The 21680-nt window shown below is 61.3% G+C and carries 19 protein-coding genes and 4 pseudogenes; 16 read left to right on the top strand and 7 right to left on the bottom strand.

Annotation, left to right across the window (positions count from 1 at the left end):
* Nucleotides 1-67 precede the first annotated feature (67 nt).
* The 4 genes and pseudogenes from ABIA48_RS05180 to ABIA48_RS05165 form a co-directional block, all read left to right on the top strand.
* Nucleotides 68-284 (top strand): annotated as a pseudogene (locus ABIA48_RS05180) (PepSY domain-containing protein); the annotation flags it as partial.
* Nucleotides 284-604: a PepSY domain-containing protein gene (locus ABIA48_RS05175; protein WP_429487303.1), complete on the top strand. Its 321-nt coding sequence runs from the start codon at nucleotides 284-286 to the stop codon at nucleotides 602-604. The pseudogene ABIA48_RS05180 and the gene ABIA48_RS05175, both read left to right, overlap by 1 nt.
* Before the next feature lie 3 nt (nucleotides 605-607).
* A complete protein-coding gene (locus tag ABIA48_RS05170; RefSeq protein WP_429487302.1) occupies nucleotides 608-1276 on the top strand; it encodes a response regulator transcription factor in 669 nt (222 codons plus the stop codon).
* Nucleotides 1273-2586 carry an ATP-binding protein gene (locus ABIA48_RS05165; RefSeq protein WP_429487301.1) on the top strand — a complete coding sequence of 438 codons (1314 nt, stop codon included), beginning with the start codon at nucleotides 1273-1275 and terminating at the stop codon, nucleotides 2584-2586. The genes ABIA48_RS05170 and ABIA48_RS05165 overlap by 4 nt, the downstream gene beginning before the upstream one ends.
* A 124-nt stretch (nucleotides 2587-2710) precedes the next feature.
* Here the strand turns inward: ABIA48_RS05165 and ABIA48_RS05160 are convergent, their stop codons facing one another.
* From ABIA48_RS05160 to ABIA48_RS05150, 3 genes and pseudogenes are all read right to left on the bottom strand, one after another.
* Nucleotides 2711-4387 carry an MFS transporter gene (locus tag ABIA48_RS05160; protein WP_429487300.1) on the bottom strand — a complete coding sequence of 559 codons (1677 nt, stop codon included), beginning with the start codon at nucleotides 4385-4387 and terminating at the stop codon, nucleotides 2711-2713.
* A gap of 320 nt (nucleotides 4388-4707) precedes the next feature.
* Nucleotides 4708-5271 (bottom strand): annotated as a pseudogene (locus ABIA48_RS05155) (methyl-accepting chemotaxis protein); the annotation flags it as partial.
* A 294-nt stretch (nucleotides 5272-5565) separates the two neighbouring features.
* A pseudogene (locus ABIA48_RS05150) lies at nucleotides 5566-6636 on the bottom strand (HAMP domain-containing protein); the annotation flags it as partial.
* Between the two features lie 458 nt (nucleotides 6637-7094).
* On the opposite strand from ABIA48_RS05150, the gene ABIA48_RS05145 reads away from it, so the two are divergent.
* The 4 genes and pseudogenes from ABIA48_RS05145 to ABIA48_RS05130 all read left to right on the top strand — a co-directional run bounded on the left by ABIA48_RS05145 (nucleotide 7095) and on the right by ABIA48_RS05130 (nucleotide 10649).
* Nucleotides 7095-8411: a Na+/H+ antiporter family protein gene (locus ABIA48_RS05145; RefSeq protein WP_429487299.1), complete on the top strand. Its 1317-nt coding sequence runs from the start codon at nucleotides 7095-7097 to the stop codon at nucleotides 8409-8411.
* A gap of 199 nt (nucleotides 8412-8610) precedes the next feature.
* Nucleotides 8611-9435, top strand: a pseudogene (locus ABIA48_RS05140) (cache domain-containing protein); the annotation flags it as partial.
* Between the two features lie 36 nt (nucleotides 9436-9471).
* A complete protein-coding gene (locus ABIA48_RS05135) occupies nucleotides 9472-10293 on the top strand; it encodes a methyl-accepting chemotaxis protein (RefSeq protein WP_429492794.1) in 822 nt (273 codons plus the stop codon).
* A 194-nt stretch (nucleotides 10294-10487) separates the two neighbouring features.
* Entirely contained in the window at nucleotides 10488-10649 is a 162-nt protein-coding gene (locus ABIA48_RS05130; RefSeq protein WP_007982401.1) for a metallothionein, read from the top strand.
* Nucleotides 10650-10676: 27 nt separating this feature from the next.
* Here the strand turns inward: ABIA48_RS05130 and ABIA48_RS05125 are convergent, their stop codons facing one another.
* Together ABIA48_RS05125 and ABIA48_RS05120 are read right to left on the bottom strand one after the other, a co-directional pair.
* Nucleotides 10677-10955 carry a hypothetical protein gene (locus ABIA48_RS05125; protein ID WP_108230287.1) on the bottom strand — a complete coding sequence of 93 codons (279 nt, stop codon included), beginning with the start codon at nucleotides 10953-10955 and terminating at the stop codon, nucleotides 10677-10679.
* 33 nt (nucleotides 10956-10988) lie between these two features.
* Nucleotides 10989-11216 carry a DUF6555 family protein gene (locus tag ABIA48_RS05120; protein WP_007982405.1) on the bottom strand — a complete coding sequence of 76 codons (228 nt, stop codon included), beginning with the start codon at nucleotides 11214-11216 and terminating at the stop codon, nucleotides 10989-10991.
* A 146-nt stretch (nucleotides 11217-11362) separates the two neighbouring features.
* Between ABIA48_RS05120 and ABIA48_RS05115 the strand changes: the two genes are divergently transcribed.
* From ABIA48_RS05115 to mnmH, 5 genes are all read left to right on the top strand, one after another.
* Entirely contained in the window at nucleotides 11363-12142 is a 780-nt protein-coding gene (locus ABIA48_RS05115; RefSeq protein ID WP_429487298.1) for an AraC family transcriptional regulator, read from the top strand.
* A gap of 106 nt (nucleotides 12143-12248) precedes the next feature.
* The gene (locus tag ABIA48_RS05110) at nucleotides 12249-12422 is read left to right on the top strand and encodes a DUF1427 family protein (protein ID WP_007982408.1); all 174 of its coding nucleotides are present in this window, start codon (nucleotides 12249-12251) and stop codon (nucleotides 12420-12422) included.
* A gap of 27 nt (nucleotides 12423-12449) precedes the next feature.
* Nucleotides 12450-13406: a quinone oxidoreductase family protein gene (locus ABIA48_RS05105; RefSeq protein ID WP_429487297.1), complete on the top strand. Its 957-nt coding sequence runs from the start codon at nucleotides 12450-12452 to the stop codon at nucleotides 13404-13406.
* 176 nt (nucleotides 13407-13582) lie between these two features.
* Nucleotides 13583-14617: a selenide, water dikinase SelD gene (selD, locus tag ABIA48_RS05100; protein ID WP_429487296.1), complete on the top strand. Its 1035-nt coding sequence runs from the start codon at nucleotides 13583-13585 to the stop codon at nucleotides 14615-14617.
* Entirely contained in the window at nucleotides 14617-15720 is a 1104-nt protein-coding gene (mnmH, locus tag ABIA48_RS05095; RefSeq protein WP_429487295.1) for a tRNA 2-selenouridine(34) synthase MnmH, read from the top strand. Before selD ends, mnmH begins: the two co-directional genes overlap by 1 nt.
* A gap of 139 nt (nucleotides 15721-15859) precedes the next feature.
* On the opposite strand, the gene ABIA48_RS05090 is transcribed toward mnmH, so the two are convergent.
* Nucleotides 15860-16531: a histidine phosphatase family protein gene (locus tag ABIA48_RS05090; protein ID WP_429487294.1), complete on the bottom strand. Its 672-nt coding sequence runs from the start codon at nucleotides 16529-16531 to the stop codon at nucleotides 15860-15862.
* Between the two features lie 368 nt (nucleotides 16532-16899).
* Here ABIA48_RS05090 and ABIA48_RS05085 point away from each other — a divergent pair, with 368 nt between their 5' ends.
* Both ABIA48_RS05085 and hemB read left to right on the top strand, forming a co-directional pair.
* Nucleotides 16900-17610 carry a glutathione S-transferase family protein gene (locus tag ABIA48_RS05085; RefSeq protein ID WP_007982418.1) on the top strand — a complete coding sequence of 237 codons (711 nt, stop codon included), beginning with the start codon at nucleotides 16900-16902 and terminating at the stop codon, nucleotides 17608-17610.
* A 188-nt stretch (nucleotides 17611-17798) separates the two neighbouring features.
* Entirely contained in the window at nucleotides 17799-18773 is a 975-nt protein-coding gene (gene hemB, locus ABIA48_RS05080; protein ID WP_429487293.1) for a porphobilinogen synthase, read from the top strand.
* Between the two features lie 122 nt (nucleotides 18774-18895).
* Here hemB and ABIA48_RS05075 read toward each other — a convergent pair whose 3' ends face one another.
* Nucleotides 18896-20431: an FAD-dependent oxidoreductase gene (locus tag ABIA48_RS05075; RefSeq protein WP_429487292.1), complete on the bottom strand. Its 1536-nt coding sequence runs from the start codon at nucleotides 20429-20431 to the stop codon at nucleotides 18896-18898.
* Between the two features lie 136 nt (nucleotides 20432-20567).
* On the opposite strand from ABIA48_RS05075, the gene ABIA48_RS05070 reads away from it, so the two are divergent.
* Nucleotides 20568-21659: a DUF1615 domain-containing protein gene (locus tag ABIA48_RS05070; protein ID WP_429487291.1), complete on the top strand. Its 1092-nt coding sequence runs from the start codon at nucleotides 20568-20570 to the stop codon at nucleotides 21657-21659.
* The last annotated feature ends 21 nt before the right edge of the window (nucleotides 21660-21680 follow it).

The raw sequence follows: 21680 nt of genomic DNA, 5'->3' as shown, positions 1-21680 counted from the left end.
AGCCGTGATGGCCATTCAGTTTCAATTAAGTTGATCCGGTTAAGGTGTCGCCCACGCCCGGTAACCTGGCCCGCACGAAGCGCTGAGATTGCGCGACGCTGGTACCATTGTGTCTTTCGAGACACTCAATGCCAGCGCGGTGGCCAGGCATCCGGGTTCCACCGTCAGTGAGTCCGGGCTGCTACCTGTACAAAGTAGAGCTGCACGATCCTCAGGGCATCGACTGGGACGTGGAATTAGACGCTGTCAGCGGGCAGTTTCTCAAGGATCATCAGGATTGGTAATGAAGGTGTTTTTGCTCAATCGATGCACCAGCGGGCGGATGGCGCTGGTGCTTCTGGCATTTTGCTCGGCAGTGATGGCCCGTGACCTGGATCAGGATGAAGCCCTGCGCCTGCGTCAACAAGGTGTGATCCTGCCGCTGGAGCAACTGCTGCAGCAGGCAATGGATCGCTACCCCGGCGCGAAACTGCTGGAAGCCGAGCTCGAAGAAAAACACGACGTCTACATTTATGAAGTCGAGCTGCTGAGCCCTGAGGGCGTGGTCCGCGAGCTGGGCATCGATGCCACCACCGGCCGTTTACTCAAAGACAAGGAAGACTGATCCATGCGTTTGCTTCTGGTGGAAGACCATGTGCCCCTGGTCGATGAACTGCTGGCCGGTCTCAACCGCCAGGGTTACGCAGTGGACTGGCTGGCCGACGGTCGCGACGCGGTACATCAGGGCAGTACTGAGCCTTATGACCTGATCATCCTCGACCTCGGTTTGCCGGGCGTGCCGGGGCTTGAGGTGCTGGCGCAATGGCGCGCGGCGGGTTTGGCCGCGCCGGTGCTGATCCTGACGGCCCGTGGTTCCTGGGCCGAACGCATCGAAGGTCTCAAGGCCGGCGCCGACGATTACCTGACCAAGCCATTCCATCCCGAAGAACTGCATTTGCGCATCCAGGCGTTGCTGCGCCGCTCCCATGGCCAGGTCAACCAGCCGACGCTCCAGGCCGCCGGGCTGCATCTGGATGAAGGTCGCCAGTGTGTTGCCCGCGACGGTGCGGACATTCAGCTGACCGCTGCGGAGTTTCGCCTGTTGCGTTATTTCATGTTGCACCCCGAGCAGATCCTCTCCAAAAGCCACCTCGCCGAACACCTCTACGACGGTGAAACCGAGCGCGACTCCAATGTGCTGGAAGTCCACGTCAACCACTTGCGCCGCAAGCTCGGCAAAAGCGTGATCGAAACCCGTCGTGGCCAGGGTTACCTGTTCGGCGGGCAAGCCCGGTGAGATCGATCCAGCGCCGCCTGAGCCTGGGCCTGATCAGCGTGATGGTGGTCGTTGGCCTGGTGCTGGCGCAAACCAGCCTGTGGCTGTTCGAAATGGGTTTGCAGCGCTACCTCGAAGCCGGGTTGCGCAATGACAGCGAGAGCCTGCTGGCGGCGCTGGTGCGCGGTCCGCAAGGCTTACAACTGGATGAACGACGCCTGTCACCGGCCTATCAGCGACCGTTTTCCGGGCACTATTTCCGCATCGATTTTGCTGACGGGCATTGGCGTTCCCGTTCGTTATGGGATCAGGAACTGCCGACGCTCGATCACCCCGGTCTGCACGGCAACCTGCAACTGGGGCCGGAAGGGCAACAGTTGCTGGTGCTGCGTACGGACTATCGGCGTTTGGGGCTGCCGATTTCCATCAGTGTCGCCGAGGATTACACGCCGATACGCGAGAGCTTCCGGCGTATGCAACAGGTTGGGTTGGGCCTCGGGTTGACAGGGCTGCTGCTGATTCTGTTGTTGCAACGGATCACCGTGCGCCGCGCCTTGCGTCCGCTGGAACAGGCACGCGAACAGATCGCGCAGTTGCAGCAGGGTCAGCGCTCGCAACTCGATGATCAGGTGCCGGTGGAACTTGAGCCACTGGTGGCGCAGATCAACCACTTGCTGGCCCACACCGAAGACAGCCTCAAGCGTTCGCGCAACGCCTTGGGCAATCTCGGCCATGCCCTGAAGACACCGCTGGCGGTGTTGTTGAGCCTGGCCTCAAGTGAGCAGCTTGAGGCCCACCCGCAACTTCGCAAAGTCCTCAAGGAACAACTGGAGCAAGTCCGGCAGAGGCTCAATCGCGAACTCAATCGCGCACGCTTGTCCGGCGATGCACTGCCGGGCGCATTGTTCGATTGCGACGCCGAACTGCCGGGATTGCTGGCAACCTTGAACATGATTCACGGCGAACACCTGGCGCTAAGCTACCGCGCTCCGGCCGGTTTGCAGTTGCCCTGGGATCGCGAAGACGTGCTGGAACTGCTGGGCAATTTGCTCGACAACGCCTGCAAATGGGCGGACGCCGAGATCCGGCTGAGTGTTGTCGAGACCGCCGGGGGATTCGAGCTCAGCGTCGAGGACGACGGCCCGGGCATTCCCGAAGACCGCCGTGATCAGGTGTTCGGTCGAGGGACGCGGCTGGACGAACAGACCGACGGGCACGGCCTGGGCCTGGGCATCGTGCGCGACATCGTCGATACCTGGGGTGGCAGGCTATCGCTGCTGGAGAGCGAGTGGGGCGGTCTGAAGGTTGTGATCGAATTGCCCAAACACTGAGTTTCATTGTGGGAGCGGGCTTGCTCGCGAAGGCGGAGTGTCAGTCGATAAAAATGTCTGCTGACACTCCGCCTTCGCGAGCAAGCCCGCTCCCACAGGGGTTTCACTGATTGGCTGGCAGGCCTCAGGTGTGATGAATCTCCCTATCCTTGGTTTCCGGCATGAAGAAAATACCCAGCACCGCCGTCATCACCGCAATGACGATCGGATACCACAGCCCGTAGTAGATATCCCCCGTGGCCGCCACCATGGCGAACGCCACCGTCGGCAGGAAGCCGCCGAACCAGCCGTTGCCGATGTGGTAGGGCAGCGACATCGAGGTGTAGCGGATGCGCGCCGGGAACAATTCCACCAACCACGCGGCAATCGGGCCGTAGACCATGGTCACGTAGATCACCAGGATCGTCAGCAGCAGCAACACCATCGGGTAGTTGGTCTTGGCCGGGTCGGCCTTCTCGGGGTAGCCGGCGTCCTTGAGGGCGGTGGTGAGCGCGGCGGTAAACGCGTCGTTTTTGGCCTTGAAGTCGGCGGCCGGCATGCCGGTGCCCTCGAAGCTCTCGAGCACTTTCTGGCCAATGCGGACTTGCGCAACGGCGCCCGGCTCGGCGTTCACGTTCTGGTAGGGGATGGCCTTTTTGGCCAGCACGCTCTTGGCCAGGTCACAGGAGCTGGTGAATTTGGCCTTGCCCACCGGGTCGAACTGGAACGAGCACTGGCCGGGATTGGCGATTACCGAGACCGGATTCTTCTCCTGTGCAACGAACACGTCGGGGTTACCGTATTGGGTCAACGCGTGGAAGATCGGGAAGTACGTCAGTGCCGCGATAATGCAGCCGGCCATGATGATGCCCTTGCGACCGATGCGGTCGGACAGGCTGCCGAATATGACGAAGAACGGCGTGCCAATCAGCAGCGAGCCGGCAATCAGCAAGTTGGCGGTCTGCGGGTCGATCTTCAGCGTCTGCAACAGGAAGAACAGCGCATAGAATTGCCCGGTGTACCAGACCACGGCCTGGCCGGCGGTGCCACCGAGCAGGGCCATGATCACGATCTTGAGGTTGTCCCAACGGGCGAAGGATTCGGTCAACGGTGCCTTGGAGGACTTGCCTTCGGCTTTCATTTTCTGGAATACCGGCGACTCGCTGAGCTGCAGGCGGATGTACACCGAGACAATCAACAACAGGATCGACAGCAGGAATGGAATCCGCCAGCCCCAGGCCTCGAAGGCTTCAGTGCCCAGCACGGTACGGCAGGCGAGGATCACCAGCAGTGACAGAAACAGGCCGAGGGTGGCTGTCGTCTGAATCCATGAGGTGAAATAGCCGCGTTTGCCCTTGGGTGCATGTTCGGCCACGTAAGTAGCTGCGCCGCCGTACTCACCGCCCAGCGCCAGGCCTTGCAGCAGGCGCAGGCTGATCAGGATGATCGGCGCGGCTACGCCGATGGTCGCGTAGCCCGGCAGCAAACCCACCACGGCCGTGGAGACGCCCATGATCACGATGGTGATGAGGAAGGTGTGTTTGCGCCCGATCATGTCGCCCAGCCGACCGAACACGATGGCGCCGAAGGGCCGAACGGCGAAGCCTGCGGCGAAGGCGAGCAGGGCGAAGATGAAGGAAGTCGTTTCGTTGACACCGGCGAAGAAGTGCCTGGCGATGATCGCCGCGAGGGAGCCGTACAGGTAAAAGTCGTACCATTCGAACACGGTGCCCAGGGACGAGGCGAAGATGACCTTGCGCTCCTCCCTGGTGATCCCGTGGTGGGGCGCGCTGCCCGTGGTTGCATTGTCGATTGCTGCCATGAGTTTTCTCCGTCTTGCTCTTGTTGTAGGCCGGAGTTCCCACTAACACTTACCCTACCCAGGCCCTGGGACTGATGTCATCGGATTACGGGTCTTGCATACAGGTTGACGCTACGAAACGTTGCAAGGTTCCTAGAAGCATAATCACCTTGCGGCAGATATCCACTCGCCATCACTTCATTGAGCGGGGCGCAGAAATAAATGTGGGAAACAAGTGTGGGAGCGGGCTTGCTCGCGAATGCGGTGGATCAGTCAGCAAAGATTGCGTCTGACACACTGCATTCGCGAGCAAGCCCGCTCCCACAAGGGCTCCACGCCGCTTAAACGCGGAACTGATCCATCAGACTCTGCTGCTGGTTCGCCAGGCTGTTGAGCGACTGGCTGACCCGTGCCGATTCATTCGCCTGGCCCGACAGCGACTCGGTCACGTCGCGAATGGTCGCCACGTTGTTGTTGATCTCCTCGGCCACCGCGCTTTGCTCTTCGGCGGCGCTGGCGATCTGCATGTTCATGTCATTGATCACAGTCACCGCGTCACCGATCTGGCGCAGTGCCGTCACGGCCTGGCCAACCTGTTCGACACTGCCCTGGGCCTGTCGATGGCTGTTGTTCATCGAACCCACCACCTCCTGGGTGCCGCTTTGCAGTTGTTCGATCACCAGGCGGGTTTCTTCGACAGACTCCTGGGTACGCTGCGCCAGGTTGCGCACTTCATCGGCGACCACGGCAAATCCGCGCCCGGCTTCACCGGCCCGGGCCGCTTCGATCGCGGCGTTGAGGGCCAGCAGGTTGGTCTGCTCGGCAATCGCACGGATCACTTCCAGCACCGTGCCAATCTTCTCGCTGTTGGCTGCCAGGCCTTCGACCTGGACCATGGCCGCGCTCATGTCGGCCGCGAGGTTATCGATGCTGGCGGTGGTGCGGTTGATCACGGTCAGACCCTGACGGGTCGCCTGATCGGCATCCCGCGCGGCATGGGCCGCTTGCGCGGCGCTTCGGGCGACATCCTGGGCCGTGGCGCTCATTTCATGGGACGCGGTCGCCACCTGATCGACCTGCCGATATTGTTGCTCCATGCCGGCGCTGGTCTGGGTGGCAATGGCGGACGACTGGTCCGCCGTGCTGCGGGCGTCCTGCACCGAGCGTTTCACTTCGGCAATGATCGGTTGCAGCTTGTCGAGGAAACGGTTAAACCAGCCGGCCAACTGGCCCAGTTCATCTTTCTTGTCGTAGGCCAGGCGACGGGTCAGGTCACCTTCGCCGCTGGCGATGTCTTCGAGCATGTGCGCCACGCCGAGGATCGGTTTGGTCACGCTGCGGGCCATCAGCCACACCAGCATGAGGCCAAGCAGCGCGGCGAGTACCCCCAGGCCGAGCTCGACCAGCGTACCGGCGGTGTTGCTGTCATCCAGTTGCTTTTTCAGGGCTTCGGCCGGGCCGACCAGGACTTTCTCCGGCACGTCGAGCAACACGCCCCAGGACTTGCCGCCGGGAATCGGCTGGAACGGTGCCAGCACTTTCAGTTGCTGATTGCTGTTCAGGCTGGTGGTTTTGCTGCTGGCAGCGAGCATGCGCAGCAGTTCGGCACCGCTGGTCTTGTCCACGGCATCCAGGCGCTGGCTGAGTTTGCTGGCGTCCGGGCTGTAGCCGGCGAGCAAACCGACCGGGCTGATGATGCTGACGCTGGTCTGGCCTTCGTAGAGTTTCTTGCTCGCGCCCAGACTGACTGCTTGCAGGCTGTTGAGGTTAATGTCCACCGACAGCGAGGCGATGACTTTGCCATTGACCATCAGCGGGAAAACGATGCTGGTCATCAGCACGTTCTGGCCGTCGATTTCATAGAAGTAGGGTTCGATCACGCACGGCTTGAGCGTGCTGCGCGGGCAGGTGAACCAGGCGTTGGCCGCTTCGCCGCTGGGGCCGGTGCTGGTGTCGGCCATGTCCTTTTCCGGCAGCGCCATGGACGTCACTTTGCCCGGCGTCGGCTGCGACCAGTACAGGGCGAAACGGCCCTTTTCGTTACTGCCCAGTTCGGCTTGGCCGGTGAACAGTTCGTCCTTGCCGTCCAGCCCATTGGGTTCGAACACCAGGGACAGGCCGAGCAGCTCCGGGTTGGCTTGCAGGGCCGACTTGACCTGGCGGGTCAGGTCTTCGCGCAGGTCGAAGGCATCGAGAAAGCGCTTCTCGGCCTGTTCACGCAGGAACAGCACCTGCCGCGAAAAGCCGTGGCCATACTGATAGGCGTCCATGAACTGCTGGCGAATCCCCAGTGCCTGGTTTTCGCCCTGGGACTCGATCCGCGCCTGAGCCGCTTCGGTCAGCATCTCCATGCTCGAGGCTTTCACCAGCTCGGAACTGTGCTCCATGCGGTACAGCGAAAGACCCACCAGCAGGGTCACGATGCCCGCCAGGCACAGCCCGGCCAGCAGGGTGATTTTCCATTGAATGGAAAGTTGTCTGAGCGACATGGAGACGTCCTTATTCGATAAATATCTGAGACTTTGCACTGTAGCGGCATAAAAGCAGCTTTCTTGAGCTACAAGCTTCAAGCTGCAAGCGGGAAACACAAAAGCTTGCGGCTTGAGGCTTGCAGCTTGCCGCTGCTTCATTCAAAGTGCGCGCCCTCTAATAAAACCCATTCCTTTATCCGCTGGCGGCTCACGCAGACTGCCGGACGGAGTCTTTCCGTTTGTCTCGAGGTAACGAAATGAATGCAGTGATTGCCGCGGTCGGCATCATGCTGATCCTCAGCCTGTCCCGCGTGCATGTGGTCATCGCCCTGATTGTCGGTGCGCTGGTGGGTGGCTTGACCGGCGGCCTGGGCATCGACGCGACCCTCAAGGCCTTTAACAGTGGCCTTGGCGGCGGGGCGACGGTGGCGTTGTCCTACGCCTTGCTCGGTGCTTTCGCCGTGGCCATTGCCAAGTCCGGCATGGCCCATGCGCTGGCCGACAAGGCGCTGGCGATGGTCGACCGCCAGCACGCCAGCGCTGGCGGGCAGGTCAAGTGGCTGCTGATTGGGTTGCTGTGGGTGGTGGCCATCGCCTCGCAGAACATCCTGCCGATTCATATCGCCTTTATTCCGTTGCTGGTGCCGCCACTTCTATATGTGCTGACCAAGCTGCAACTGGACCGTCGACTGATCGCCTGTGTGATGACCTTCGGCCTGATCACGCCGTACATGTTCCTGCCGGTGGGCTTCGGCAACATCTTCCTGAATGAGATCCTGCTGGCCAACGTCGCCCGCAGCGGTGTGGACATCAGCGGTATCAATGTGACCCACGCCATGGGCATTCCGGCCCTGGGCATGGTGGCGGGCCTGTTGATCGCGTTTGTCAGCTACCGCAAGAAGCGGGTCTACGACCTGGCAAAGATCGAACAGGTCGAGCAAGTGGCGGTGCAATACAACCCGCTGAGCCTGATGGTCGCCGGCGTGGCCATCGCGGCGGCGTTCATTATTCAGTTGTTGCTGGATTCGATGATTATCGGTGCACTGGCCGGTTTCCTGATTTTTTCGGTGTCGGGCATTGTCAAATGGCGCGACACCGACGATTTGTTCACCGAAGGCATGAAAATGATGGCGATGATCGGCTTCATCATGATCGCAGCCTCCGGGTTTGCCGAAGTGATGAAGGCCACCGGTGAGGTGCAGACGCTGGTCGAGTCGTCGGCGTCGTACATCGATCACAGCAAGGGCATCGGCGCCTTGCTGATGTTGCTGGTGGGGTTGCTGGTGACCATGGGCATCGGCTCTTCGTTCTCCACCGTGCCGATTCTGGCGGCCATCTTCGTGCCGCTGTGCGTGCAACTGGGCTTCAGCCCATTGGCGATCGTATGCATCGTCGGCACGGCCGGAGCCTTGGGCGACGCCGGTTCGCCGGCTTCGGACTCGACCCTGGGCCCGACCTCCGGCCTGAACATCGACGGCCAGCACCATCACATCTGGGACACCGTGGTCCCGACTTTCCTGCACTACAACCTGCCGCTGCTGGTGTTTGGCTGGGTGGCGGCGATGGTGTTGTAACCCCGAAATCCCTGTGGGAGCGGGCTTGCTCGCGAAGGCGGCGTGTCAGACAACATTTATAGTGACTGACGCTCCCTCTTCGCGAGCAAGCCCGCTCCCACAAGGGATCTACAGTGGTCCGACTGACCGCGTTCAACTTTTGCCCCGGCGTGCCGTTAAAGCTTTTACCCACGCCAATAAAATAAAAAGAGTGAACGTCATGCGCATGAGCCTCAAGGCTAAAGTCCTGTCCCTTGCCGTCCTCCCGGTGTTGCTGTTTGCGCTGGTCATCAGCCTGACCACGCTGTTCATTCTGCAGGAACAGGCCCGCAAGGAAGTCGAGCAGACCCGCGAGCGTCTGCTCAGCGATGCCAAGGCGACCCTGCAAAGCTACGTGGCGGTGGCCATGACCACGATCAAGCCGCTCTACGACGCGGCCGCCCCTGGCGACGTCGCAGCGCGGGCCCAGGTGATCAAGCTGCTGTCGAGCATCACGTATGGCAAGGACGGTTATTTTTTCGGCTACGACTCCAACACCGTGCGCCTGTTCAAGGCCAACAGCCCGGAAGGCGTGGGCCAGAGCTTTAAGGACAACCGCGACCCGAACGGTGTCTACGTCAACCGCGACCTGGTGAAAGTCGCCAGGGACGGTACGCACTATCTGCAATACAGCTCGCCATTGCCCGGCAACACCCAGGTGCTGGTGCCCAAGCTCGGCTACACCGAATACCTGCCGAAGTGGGACATGGCGGTCGGCACCTCGGTCAACCTCGACGGCATCGAAGCGCAAGTGGCCGTGGTCGAAGCCAAGGTCCAGGAGCGCATGCAAGGCATGGTGCTGAGTATCGTCGGCGTGGCGGTCGTGGTGCTACTGGTGATCGCCGCTGCCGGGATGTTGCTGGCCAACACCATTCTGCGTCCATTGCATTTGATGAAGACCAACCTCGACGACATCGCGGCGGGCGAGGGTGATCTGACCCGCCGCCTGACCATCACCAGCCAGGACGAGCTGGGCGAACTGGCTGGCTCGTTCAACCGCTTCGTCGACAAGATCCACGGCCTGGTGCGCCAGATCACCGAAATGACCTCGCAACTGACCGGGCTGGTGAGCCAGGTGTCCGACCAGGCGCATCGCTCGGATCAGGCCATGGAACGTCAGCGCCATGAGACCGATCAGGTGGCTACGGCGATCAACGAAATGTCGGCGGCGGCCCAGGAAGTGGCCAAGAGCGCACAGAATGCCGCGGTGGCTGCCCAACAGACCGACGAAGAAGGTCAGGCGGCCAAGCGTGTGGTGGCCGGCAGCATCGAGAAGATCCATGCCTTGGTCGACGACATCCGCAGCAGCGGCGTGTCCCTGGACAGCCTGCAAAAAGATGTGTCGTCGATTGTCAGCGTACTCGGGGTGATCCGCTCGATTGCCGAGCAAACCAATTTGCTGGCGCTCAACGCGGCCATCGAAGCCGCTCGCGCCGGCGAGGCCGGGCGCGGTTTTGCGGTGGTGGCCGATGAAGTGCGGGCACTGGCCAGCCGCACGCAAATCAGCACCCAGGAAATCCAGGGCATGATCGACCGCCTGCAGGCCGGCACCCAGTCGGCAGTGGAGGCGATGCGTCGCTCCAGCGAGGCCGGCGACGGCACCTCGGCCCAGGCCAACGAAGCGGGGGCTTCGCTGGACACCATGGCCCAGTTGATCGCGACTATCAATTCAATGAACGCACAGATCGCCAGCGCCGCTGAAGAACAGACCGCCGTGGCCGAAGAGATCAACCGCAGCGTGCATCAGATTGCCGTGGCCGTGGACAACGTCGCCGACGAAACCCAACTCGGTGCGCAAACCTCCCGCAGCCTGGCCGACCTCGGTCAGCGCCTGGGCAGCCTGGTCGGACAGTTTCGTATCTGACAGAACAGAGACAAAACCTGTGGGAGCGGGCTTGCTCGCGAAGAGGGAGTGTCAGTCACGATAGATGTTGTCTGACACACCGCCTTCGCGAGCAAGCCCGCTCCCACAGGGATTTGTGATCGGCAGGAGCGACAGCCACTACACTTATTCTGTGTATCCGAGCACTGTACGACCTTGCTTGAGGAGTCAACTCCATGATTGACCGCGAAAGTATCTGCGATTGCCCGAAATGTTCCTGCAAACTCGGTGAACATCCGATTGCCCGTCACGGCAAGCACTATTGCTGTGAAGCCTGCGCCAAACACCATGAGCACGGCGAGGAGTGCGCTTCCCAAGGCTGCAAGTGTGCCCACTGAAAACCACGGTACATGCCAAAGTGGAGCCTAGTCCGGCTCCACTTCCAGCCTGAGGCTGTCATCCTCCAGGCGTTCGCTGTGGCGGACGGTGCCCTGCAAGCGCCGCCCCTCGACCCGCAGCACCAGGGTCTTCGCCTGCTCCAGGTCTTCCGGCAGTGGCGCGCAGACGCGTATTGCAAAGCAATATGCGTCATTTTCGACTTGCTCCAGGCCGATCCGGCACTCGGCGCTCCTGGTGATGCGGCCAACCGGCGTGTCCAGGTCGTAGTCCAGTTGCGCAGGGCTGCTGACGGGTGTCGCGACCATTTCCCTTCCCCCCCATGTTGACAGCGGCAGGCGTCAGTTCGCCGGACGCCACTTGACGTTTTCCACGCCGAATTTTTCAGCCATCGGCTTGCTGGTCTTTTGTACCTTCTCGCGTCCAAAACGGGGGATTCGCCCCACCCCCGCGTCACAGCTCGCCCAATGCCAGGCTTCTGCGTTGTCCATTTTGTCCAGACGGATAATGAATGATTTCGGAGCGCCATGGAGGGTGTACTCGATGACGAATAACTTTGCACTGTTCATAAAGCCCCGGTTCCTCCCTGTTGTACATAAACGGATCGCGTGCCATCAGGAAAATTCACTCGAATTGTAGGACGGCGGCGGTCGCTGGCGACAAGTTCGGCGCCTCGTTACCATGCAGGCTTCCGAAACCCCAATGAACATTGATCATGGCCCTTGCCGCACCGCCTGACCTGAGCGACACCGATGTGCCTGTGCAACCGCTGGCTCGCACCTATCCGCGCGGGTTGTACATCGAGCCCCACGAGCACGTCTGGGGCCAGTTGCTGTATGCAATGAGTGGGGTGATGTGGGTCGAGACGCCGCACGAGGCGCTGGTGGTGCCACCGCAGCGGGCGGTGTGGCTGCCGCCCGGTGTGCCCCACGGGATTCGCGTGGTGTCCGACCTGCAAATGCGCAATATCTACTTGCGCCCGTCCCTGGCGGCGACCCTGGATGACAGCGTGCAAGTCATCGAGGTCGGTGGACTGCTGCGCGAACTGATCGTCGGTCTGGTGGAGCAGGGCAACGACGGGCCGCCCGAGTATTACGACGCGTTGGTGGGGCTGGCGCTGCTGGAGCTCAGGCGGGCGAGGCGCTCGCTGCTGAAAATCCCGCTGCCGGATGATTCCGACCGACGGCTGATGAACCTGTGTCAAGCGGTCATGTCGGCGCCATCGCTGGATATCCCGTTCGAGCAACACGCGGAAAACGCCGGTGCCAGCGTGCGGACCCTGGCGCGTTTGTTCAAGGACAGCCTGGGCATGGGTTTCGCCGAGTGGCGGCGACAGGTGCAATTGGCAACGGCAGTGGCCGAGTTGATCCAGGGCGTACCGGTCAGCGCGATTGCCCGGGAGCTGGGCTATTCTCCGAGCAGCTTCAGTGACATGTTTCGTCGTGAACTGGGGGTTGCTCCTTCGCAGTTTCCCTCGGCGCAACGCCAGGACTGAATTCGCCGACGCCATGCTTTGGCCGAAATTCAGAAGCACTTGGCCGATGCCCGCAGGCGTCGCCCTCTAGACTCGGCGCATACCTCAATTGCCCCTGGAGTCTGCCATGAACTACCTCATGTCACTGGCCATCGGTCTGGGCGTCGGATTGCTCTACGGCGCCCTGGATTTTCGTTCCCCCGCACCCCCGGCCATCGCGCTGGTAGGCCTGTTGGGCATGCTCGCCGGCGAAAAGCTCTGGCCGATGGGCCGCGAGCTGGTGGCTGGCTGGATCTCCTGAACCCTTTTTGACTCGATGGATATGCCCATGAAAGCTCTGCAATTCGATAAAACCGGTGATCTGTCGGCCCTGCGCTACGTTGAGGTGCCTACCCCCGTTCCCGGTGCCGATGAAGTGCTGGTCGAGATCAAGGCCGCCGGTCTCAACCCCAGCGATGTGAAGAACGTGCTGGGGCGTTTTCCCTACACCACTTTGCCGCGGATTCCCGGTCGTGATTTTGCCGGTGTTGTCGTGGCTGGCCCGCAGGCGCTGATCGGTCAGGAAGTCTGGGGCACGGGCCGGGAACTGGGTTTTTTCGCCGACGGTTCCCATGCGCAGTTCGTCAAGCTGCCGGCCAATGGCGTGGCGCTCAAACCCGCGCATTTGAGCTTCGCCCAGGCCGCCAGCCTCGGCGTGCCGTACACCACGGCGTGGGATGCGCTGGAGCGCAGCCTGGTTACGGCTGAAACCCGATTGCTGGTCATTGGTGGCGGGGCGGTCGGCAGTGCCGCGCTGGCCCTGGCCAAGGTGCGCGGTGCCCGGGTGCTGGCGGCTGCGCGGCGTCCGGAGCAGGTCAATGACTTGCAGGGCCAAGGCTATCAGACCCTGCAACTGAATAAACCTGAAGACCTCGGGGCTCAGGTCAACGCCGTCTATGCCGGCGGTGCCGACGTGATTTTCGACACCACCGGTTTCTGGCTGCCGGCTTCGGTGCCAGCCCTGGCCGCGTTCGGCCGCATTGCGATCATTGCAGCGCCCGCGGATGGTCACGTGCAGTTGCCGGCCCTGGCGTTGTATCGCAAGGGTGGCTCAGTGGTGGGGATCAACTCGTTGCTGTACGGGGTACAGGCCTGTGCAGCGATGCTCGACCAGTTTGGCCGGTTCTTCGATCAAGACTTGTTGCCATTGCCCCAGGGGTTGTTCGAGTCGCCACTGGCTGAAGGCCTGGAGCGCTATGCCGAAGTGAATCAAGGCAGTGGTGACAAGGTGATTCTGCTGCCATAACCCACCCCCTGTGGGAGCGGGCTTGCTCGCGAAGAGGGTGTATCAGTCACTATGAATGTTGCCTGACACGCCGCCTTCGCGAGCAAGCCCGCTCCCACAAGGTCCATGGTCGCGCAACGCCTTGTGCAGGCCTCGCTCTGTTAGAATCGGCCCCATTGACCCAATGAGGTGCCCCTATGAGCGAACCGATTCGCCTGACCCAATACAGCCACGGCGCTGGATGCGGTTGCAAGACTTCTCCCCAGGTGCTGGAAGTGATCCTGGCCGGCAGCGGGGCGCAGAACCTCGACCCGAAGCTTTGGGTCGGCAATGCCTCGCGTGACGACGCGGCGGTGTATGCCATCGATGAAGAACGCGGCGTGGTCTCGACCACGGATTTTTTCATGCCGATCGTCGACGATCCGTTCGATTTCGGCCGAATTGCCGCCACCAATGCGATCAGCGACATCTATGCGATGGGTGGCGATCCCTTGATGGCGATTGCGATTCTGGGCTGGCCGGTGAACGTGCTGGCGCCGGAAGTTGCCCGGGAAGTGATACGCGGCGGGCGTTCGGTGTGTGACGCGGCGGGCATCCCGCTGGCAGGCGGGCACTCCATCGACGCGCCAGAACCGATCTTTGGCCTGGCCGTCACCGGACTGGTGGAAAAGCGCCACATGAAGCGCAACGACACCGCCACGGCCGGCTGCCTGCTCTATCTCACCAAACCCCTGGGCATCGGCATCCTGACCACCGCCGAGAAAAAGGGCAAGTTGCGCAACGCCGATATCGGCCTGGCCAGGGACTGGATGTGTACCCTGAACAAACCCGGCAGCCGTTTCGGCAAGCTCGATGGTGTGACCGCCATGACCGATGTCACCGGTTTCGGCCTGCTCGGGCACCTGGTGGAAATGGCCGACGGCAGCCAGCTCACTGCGCGTATCGAGTATGACCGCGTTCCGCGCTTGCCGGGCGTCGAGTATTACCTCGAACAGGGCTGCGTACCGGGCGGGACACTGCGCAACTACGACAGTTACGCCAGCAAACTCGGACGCCTTCAGGAACTGCACAAACGCGTGCTTTGCGACCCGCAGACCAGCGGCGGCCTGTTGATTGCCGTGACACCAGAAGGCAACGAACAATTCCTTTCGGTGGCCGCCGAACTGGGCCTGAGCCTGGAACCGATCGGTGAACTGGTCGAGCGACAGAGCAACGCGGTCGAGGTGTTTTGATGTCTGTTGATTACACCGATTACCGCGACATCTTCATCAACGACCGGCCAATGATGGATACCCGCGCGCCAGTCGAATTCAACAAGGGCTCGTTTCCCGGCGTGGTCAACCTGCCGTTGATGAATGACCTTGAACGTCAGCGGGTCGGCACCTGCTACAAGCAGCACGGCCAGCAAGCGGCAATCGTGCTGGGGCATCAACTGGTGTCGGGCGCGGTCAAGGCCGAGCGCATCCAGGCCTGGGCCGATTTTGCCCGGGCACATCCGGAGGGCTATCTGTATTGCTTTCGCGGCGGCCTGCGCTCGCAGATTGTCCAGCAATGGCTCAAGGACGAGGCGGGCATCGACTATCCACGGGTGGGCGGTGGCTACAAGGCCATGCGTACCTTCCTGCTGGACACCCTCGATCAAGCCGTGACCCAGTGTGATTTCGTCCTGTTGGGCGGCATGACCGGCACCGGTAAAACCGAGGTGCTCACGCAACTCGACAACGGCGTGGACCTTGAAGGTCATGCCAACCATCGCGGCTCCAGCTTCGGCAAACGCGCCACGGGCCAGCCTTCCAATATCGACTTCGAAAACCGCTTGGCCGTGGATGTATTGAAAAAGCGCGCCCGGGGCATCGAGCAGTTCGTACTGGAAGACGAGAGCCGTGCGGTGGGCAGTTGTGCGTTGCCGTTGCCGCTGTACCAGGGCATGCAGCAATTCCCGATGGTCTGGCTGGAAGACAGCCAGGAAGGTCGGGTCGAGCGGATCCTGCGCGATTACGTGGTGGATTTATGCGCCGAATTCATCGACGTGCATGGCGAGGAGGGCTTTGCGTTGTTTTCCGAACGGTTGCTGGCGAGCCTGAACAATGTGCAGAAGCGCCTGGGCGGCGAACGTCATCAACGCATGTTGATTTTGATGGAAGAGGCGTTGGCGGAGCAGGCCCGCAGTGGCGCGGTGGATCTGCATCGGGGCTGGATCGAAGGGTTGCTGCGCGAGTATTACGATCCGATGTACGCGTTTCAGCGGGAGAAGAAAGACGCACGGATCGAGTTTGCCGGGGAGCGCGGGGCGGTTCTCGAGTATTTGCGCGAGCGGGTGAATCAGAAGGGCTGAGGGTGCTTTTGCCGGCCCCTTCGCGAGCAAGCCCGCTCCCACATTTAATCAGCGGCGGTCACAATATTTGTGTTTGCTGGAGATCGAATATGGGAGCGGGCTTACTCGCGAAGGGGCCCGAGCAAACAATGCAATTACCTCAGGTCGGGCAAGTCTGCGAGCCATTATCCAGGCCTTGCTTGTACACATGGCTCTGCACACTGGCCTTGCCGTTCTGCCAGGTCAGGGTGAGCACATACAGCGAGTCATAATCGCTGGACTCCCAGTCATCCGTGATGGTCATTTTTTTGCCGGTGGCGTCGCCGGCAACCGTGTTGATCAGCTCTGGCAGGTAGCCGTGGGACCAGGCCGTGTAAATGACCGAGTTGTGGTATTTGTCGCGTAGCAGCTCTTCGGCCAGGTCACTGGTGTCATTGGCGGAAAAACTGATGTTCACCGGCAGGCCCAGCTTGATGGCGCTGGGGCTGATGGTCATCAGGGGGCGAATGTAGCTGTAGGAATTGTCAAACTCGCCTTCCTCGACGTTACGCGTCGGGTTGGCCGCGAACACATAGTTGGCCTTGCCGAATTTTTCCGGCAGCAGGGTGGCCAGGTCGATGGCGCGGTTGAGCCCCTGGCAATTGAGCTGGCCCAGGCCGCCCGCGGGTTTTTCCCCGTGGCGCAGGAACACCAGCGTCTGGGTGCCATCCATCGGTTGGGCGCGGCTCAGGCCGGACCCCAGCGACAGAAACAACGCGCTGACCGCCAACAAGGTGGACAACAAAAGGTAGGCGCGATGCTTGAAGCGTCTGGCAAAGTTGAACAGGTTCATGAGTAAAGGGATCTTCAGCGCAATTCGGTTAAGGCTGACAAACCTTTACACCACGATTGTCCTGCGTCGAGTGTTTTCCATGTCATTGCAGCCGGTCCGTTTTCAAAGGGGTGGTGCTCAGAGTCCCCTGAACCCGTTTGGTTCGATTCCGGCCGAGTGCGCAGCAATGTACCGGTAACCTTCAAGGGTTTGCAGTGAAGGTTATCGACAGGATGTTGCGGAATTGTGGACACGCTACACCGGATGGTGTCGAAACCGTCGTGATCTCTTTTGATCTTCTCTATCAGCGAGATTGATGGCTTCAAGGGATCGCTGACCCGATATCTACATTATGATCGTCACTCTCAATGTCTTCGTGGATCCCGCCCATGACCGATTTGTCCGCATTCCCCATCACCCGCAAATGGCCTGCCCAATATCCGGAGTGGATTCAGCTGTACTCCTTGCCGACCCCCAACGGCGTCAAAGTCTCGATCATGCTCGAAGAGATTGGCCTGCCCTATGAACCCCACCGGGTAGGCTTCGACACCAACGACCAGATGTCCCCGGAATTTCTTTCCCTCAACCCCAACAACAAGATCCCGGCGATCCTCGACCCCCACGGTCCGGACGACCGGCCGCTGGCGTTGTTCGAGTCGGGGGCGATTCTGATCTACCTGGCGGACAAGAGCGGGCAACTGCTGGCCCAGGAATCGGCCGCGCGCTACGAAACCATTCAGTGGCTGATGTTCCAGATGGGCGGCATCGGGCCGATGTTCGGCCAGCTCGGGTTTTTCAACAAGTTCGCCGGCAAGGACTACGAAGACAAGCGTCCCCGTGACCGCTACGTCGAGGAAAGCAAACGCCTGCTCAAGGTGCTCGATGGCCGGCTGGAAGGGCGCAACTGGATCATGGGCGAGCGCTACACCATCGCCGACATCGCCACCTTCCCCTGGGTGCGCAACCTGATCGGGTTCTACGAAGCCGGTGATCTGGTGGGCATTCAGAACTTCCCTAACGTCACGCGGGTGCTGGAGCGCTTCCTGGCGCGGCCGGCAGTGGTGCGCGGGTTGCAGATTCCAAGCCCCGTCGCCAGCTGATACACCGCATAACCTGTGGGAGCGGGCTTGCTCGCGAAGGCAGTGGGTCAGTCACTCTAAATGTCGCCTGACACTACGCCTTCGCGAGCAAGCCCGCTCCCACAGGGTTCTGTGCTGGTTGCAGGGTTTGTGCCCCGCGCCGGCTTCCCTACGACTTTCGTTACGTCCTCTGAAATTCAGGAATACCCATGTCCAGTCAGTTCCCCGAAGCACGCCCACGCCGTCTGCGCCGCAATGCGAGCCTGCGCAGTCTGTTCCAGGAGACCGAGTTCAGCCTGAACGATCTGGTGTTGCCGATTTTCGTCGAAGAAGAAATCGACGACTTCGTGCCGATCAAAAGCATGCCCGGCGTGATGCGCATTCCCGAGTCGAAACTGGCCGGCGAGATCGAGCGCTATGCCCGTGCCGGGATCAAGTCGGTGATGACCTTCGGCGTGTCCCATCACCTGGACAGCAGCGGCAGCGACACCTGGCGCGATGACGGCCTGGTCTCGCGCATGTCGCGCATCGCCAAGGACGCGGTGCCGGAAATGATCGTGATGTCCGACACCTGTTTTTGCGAATACACCGACCACGGCCATTGTGGCGTACTGCACAACCATGAAGTCAACAACGATCAGACCCTGATCAACCTCGGCAGACAAGCCGTCGCGGCAGCCCATGCCGGTGCCGATGTGATTGCCCCGTCGGCGGCCATGGACGGGCAGGTCCAGGCGATTCGCCGGGCGCTCGATGATGCCGGGTTTGCCCAGACGGCGATCATGGCCTATTCGACCAAGTTCGCTTCGGCGCTCTATGGTCCGTTCCGCGAGGCGGGCGGCAGTGCGCTCAAGGGCGACCGTAAAAGCTACCAGATGAACCCGATGAACCGCCGCGAAGCGGTGCGCGAATCGTTGCTCGACGAACAGGAAGGCGCCGATGCGCTGATGGTCAAGCCGGCCGGTGCGTACCTGGACATCATCCGCGACATCCGCGAAGCTTCGCGCCTGCCGCTGTCGGCGTATCAGGTGAGCGGTGAGTACGCGATGATCAAGTTTGCCGCCCAGGCCGGGGCCATCGATGAGGACCGTGTGGTGCGCGAGAGTCTGGGGGCGATCAAGCGTGCCGGGGCCGACCTGATCTTTACGTATTTTGCGATGGACCTGGCGCTGGCCGGGATCTGAAACCCACCCAATCCCTTGTGGGAGCGGGCTTGCTCGCGAAGGCGGCGGCACAGTCAACATCCATGTGACAGGCATACCGCTTTCGCGAGCAAGCCCGCTCCCACAGGGGGAATGTGGTGTTCTCAGGGCGTGCCAAAAAACGGCCGGATCCCGTGATCACGGAAGTACCGAGCGATCACTTTAGGGTCAGAGCACGTTTCGGCAATCGCCACATAGGTATCGGGCCGTAACAGATAGAACCCGTTGCGCCCCAGTCCCGCCGCTTCAAACGCCGGCCGCCAGTCGAAAACATGCAGCGGCAGATGGTGCTCGTGGCACCAGGCAATCATCTCGTCGCTGGTGTCACCATAGACATGCACCTGCCAGGTCAGGCACTTCAGCGATTCAAAATTATCCCCCTCACCGTCATGGGCCCAGGGCAGGCGATCACCGCCATGCACATGCCCGGCAACGCCCGTGCTCAGCGGCATTCCACGATAATTCAGGGTGATCTGCGACACCGTGCGAAACAGGAACTGGCGGGAGGTTTCGAACGAGGTTATTTTCGGTATCAAGAACGGGGCCAGGCGAGTACGCAGCAAATCGGCAATCGGCCCGTCCGCGGTGACGAACGTGAAGACCCGGTCAGTGGTCGCCACCAGTTTGCGCGCAAACGCAATGCGCTCGGTTTCATAGGTGTCGAGCAGCCTGGCCTCGGCACCGCCACTCAGCACGGCCGCCAGTTTCCAGGCCAGGTTGATGGCATCGCCAATCCCGGTGTTCATGCCCTGGCCGCCCGCCGGGCTGTGCACATGGGCGGCATCACCCAGCAAAAACGCCCGGTCTTTGCGGAAGTGATCCGCCACCCGATGATGCACACGATAGGTCGAAAACCAGTTCAGTTGTTCGATCTCCACCTTCATATGCTCGATGGCCCGGCTGCTGACGTCCTCGAAACGCAGGGTCTCGGCGTGTTCGGCGCGCTCGTCGCGTACCGTGCCGATCAGGCGCGCGCGACCAGTGTCTGCCAGCGGGAACACGGCGAGGAAGTCCGCCTCGTCGAGATCCACATGCAGTTCGCCATTGAATGTCGGGCCGCAGGCCTGCACGTCGGCGACGTAGAAAATCTGCTGGTAGGTCCCGCCGGGAAACCCGGTATCGAGGGTCTTGCGCACAATCGACCGGGCACCGTCGCACCCGGCCAGGTAACAGGCCTGGCAGGTTTCCTGCTGGCCGTCGGGCAAGTGCAGCGTGGCCGTGATGCCGTCTGCGGTTTGCTCGAAGCTGGTCAGTTCAGTGTTGCGTTCCACCGTGATGCCGAAGGTTTCCAGGCGCTCGATCAGCAGCCGTTCGTGTTCGTCCTGTGGGAAGATTTGAAGAAACGAGTAGGGGGTCAGGCCCTCACCGATCTGAGACAGCGGAAGACGCGACACGGGCTCACCCTTGACCCAGAAGTTGCCGGCCACCACTTGATGGCCGTTTTGCACCACGGCGTCGTCCAGTCCGAGCTGGCGATACAACTCCAGCGTCCGTGCCTGGACGGCCAGTGCCCGCGACGTGGTGCCGGGGGCGGAGGTTTTGTCGATGATCCGCACGCGCACGCCCAGTTTGCTCAACCACAACGCCAGGACCAGCCCGGTCGGGCCAGCGCCGATGATCAACACGTCGCTACGGTGCATGAACTGTCCTCCTCGCTACGTGGATCAAGTATGGTCCAGTCGGGGAGGGCGGCAACCATCGGACTGCCACGACCGTAGCCGCTGGCATGCCATTGGTCGTATGGTTGACCCGGACCAACGGATCAGATGGAACGACATGCAAATCAGATTGATCACAAGCGTCGCCGTGTTGCTGGTATTGGCCGGTTGCGGCAGCCAACGGACCCAGGAACCGGCGGCGCGCAGTCCGGCCGAAGTGAAGGCCGAAATTGTGCGTTTGTTGCCGGCGAAAGCTGCCGATCCTCAGGGTTGGGCCACTGATATCCAGGCGGCATTTGCCGCGCAAGACATCTCGCCGACCACGCAAAACCTGTGCTCGGTACTGGCCGTGACCGAACAGGAGTCGACCTTTCAGGTCGATCCGAGCGTCCCGGGCCTGGGCAAGATCGCCCGCGACGAGATCGACCGTCGTGCCGCCAAGGCACACATTCCCGGACTGCTGGTGAGCGGTACGTTAAAGCTCGATTCCCCCAGCGGTAAAAGCTACAACGACCGCCTGAATGCCGCGCGCAGTGAAAAGGAACTGAGCGCGATTTTCGACGACTTCATCGGCATGGTACCCATGGGTAAAACCCTGTTCGCAGGCTTCAACCCGGTGCATACCGGCGGGCCGATGCAGGTCAGCATTGATTTTGCCGAGCAGCAGGCCAAGGGCTATCCGTACCCGGTGAAGGGCTCGATTCGCCATGAAGTGTTCACCCGGCGCGGCGGCATGTACTTCGGCATTGCGCATCTGCTTGGGTATCCGGTGAGCTACCCGCAACCGCTTTACCGATTTGCGGACTTCAATGCGGGTTGGTACGCCAGCCGTAACGCCGCATTTCAGAACGCAGTGAGTCGGGCTTCGGGTATCCCGTTGGCGCTGGATGGCGATCTGGTGCGCTACGATTCGATCATGCCCGGGACCACGGAACTGGCCGTGCGTACCCTCGGCAAGCAACTGGACATGCGCAATCCGACGATCCGCGAGCAACTGGAAGAGGGGAATACCTTGGCGTTCGAAGACAGCAAACTCTATCGACGGGTTTTCGAGCTGGCCGAACAGGCCGAGGGTCGGCCGTTACCTCGTGAAGTGTTGCCCGGGATCGTGCTGCAAAGCCCGAAGATCACCCGCAAACTCACCACGGCGTGGTTCGCCAAACGGGTCGATGAACGCTACCAGCGCTGCATGGCGCGGGCAGGGAAGTAATCGCGGCGTAAAAAGCATAAA

It is taken from the genome of Pseudomonas sp. S30_BP2TU TE3576 (assembly GCF_050436025.1).
In the GTDB taxonomy this organism is placed as follows: Bacteria; Pseudomonadota; Gammaproteobacteria; order Pseudomonadales; family Pseudomonadaceae; genus Aquipseudomonas.
The sequence above is the reverse complement of the archived record's forward strand: the minus strand, read 5'-3'. Positions and strand labels throughout refer to the sequence as shown.

Bases quoted from the DNA above. Each gene is read 5' to 3' on its own strand.
- ABIA48_RS05175 (WP_429487303.1), top strand. From the start codon at position 284: ATGAAGGTGTTTTTGCTCAATCGATGCACCAGCGGGCGGATGGCGCTG.
- ABIA48_RS05075 (WP_429487292.1), bottom strand. From the start codon at position 20,431: ATGCACCGTAGCGACGTGTTGATCATCGGCGCTGGCCCGACCGGGCTG.
- ABIA48_RS05110 (WP_007982408.1), top strand. From the start codon at position 12,249: ATGAACTACCTCATGTCACTGGCCATCGGTCTGGGCGTCGGATTGCTC.
- hemB (WP_429487293.1), top strand. From the start codon at position 17,799: ATGTCCAGTCAGTTCCCCGAAGCACGCCCACGCCGTCTGCGCCGCAAT.
- ABIA48_RS05145 (WP_429487299.1), top strand. From the start codon at position 7,095: ATGAATGCAGTGATTGCCGCGGTCGGCATCATGCTGATCCTCAGCCTG.
- mnmH (WP_429487295.1), top strand. From the start codon at position 14,617: ATGTCTGTTGATTACACCGATTACCGCGACATCTTCATCAACGACCGG.
- selD (WP_429487296.1), top strand. From the start codon at position 13,583: ATGAGCGAACCGATTCGCCTGACCCAATACAGCCACGGCGCTGGATGC.
- ABIA48_RS05085 (WP_007982418.1), top strand. From the start codon at position 16,900: ATGACCGATTTGTCCGCATTCCCCATCACCCGCAAATGGCCTGCCCAA.
- ABIA48_RS05070 (WP_429487291.1), top strand. From the start codon at position 20,568: ATGCAAATCAGATTGATCACAAGCGTCGCCGTGTTGCTGGTATTGGCC.
- ABIA48_RS05125 (WP_108230287.1), bottom strand. From the start codon at position 10,955: ATGGTCGCGACACCCGTCAGCAGCCCTGCGCAACTGGACTACGACCTG.
- ABIA48_RS05130 (WP_007982401.1), top strand. From the start codon at position 10,488: ATGATTGACCGCGAAAGTATCTGCGATTGCCCGAAATGTTCCTGCAAA.
- ABIA48_RS05090 (WP_429487294.1), bottom strand. From the start codon at position 16,531: ATGAACCTGTTCAACTTTGCCAGACGCTTCAAGCATCGCGCCTACCTT.
- ABIA48_RS05160 (WP_429487300.1), bottom strand. From the start codon at position 4,387: ATGGCAGCAATCGACAATGCAACCACGGGCAGCGCGCCCCACCACGGG.
- ABIA48_RS05120 (WP_007982405.1), bottom strand. From the start codon at position 11,216: ATGAACAGTGCAAAGTTATTCGTCATCGAGTACACCCTCCATGGCGCT.
- ABIA48_RS05170 (WP_429487302.1), top strand. From the start codon at position 608: ATGCGTTTGCTTCTGGTGGAAGACCATGTGCCCCTGGTCGATGAACTG.
- ABIA48_RS05105 (WP_429487297.1), top strand. From the start codon at position 12,450: ATGAAAGCTCTGCAATTCGATAAAACCGGTGATCTGTCGGCCCTGCGC.
- ABIA48_RS05135 (WP_429492794.1), top strand. From the start codon at position 9,472: ATGACCTCGCAACTGACCGGGCTGGTGAGCCAGGTGTCCGACCAGGCG.
- ABIA48_RS05115 (WP_429487298.1), top strand. From the start codon at position 11,363: ATGGCCCTTGCCGCACCGCCTGACCTGAGCGACACCGATGTGCCTGTG.